Consider the following 246-nt stretch of genomic DNA (forward strand, 5'->3'; position numbering starts at 1 on the left):
CTTCAGGGCTCATGACGTCGTCATAGAGCTCCTTGGCGTGCACAAGGTTCGGGTCGGGATGGTGGCCGCCGAAATCGGGCAGGGGCGTGGCGTTGCGAACCGAGCCCTTCGGCGCGCCGAGACGCTTTTCGATGATTTCCACGGCATAGGGGCCGGTGACGGCACTCATGGAATCGATCACGACCTTGAAGCCACCGGCGATCAGGGCGCGAATGGCGGCAAAATCGAACAGTTCTTCCATCAAGG

1 pseudogene is annotated in these 246 nt (G+C 61.4%); it reads right to left on the reverse strand.

Features of this window, described 5'->3' with window-relative positions:
* Window positions 1-246, reverse strand: a pseudogene (locus SB764_RS43550) (alpha-D-glucose phosphate-specific phosphoglucomutase); the annotation flags it as partial.

This window comes from Paraburkholderia sp. SIMBA_027 (assembly GCF_046535315.1).
Taxonomy (GTDB): Bacteria; Pseudomonadota; Gammaproteobacteria; order Burkholderiales; family Burkholderiaceae; genus Paraburkholderia; species Paraburkholderia tropica.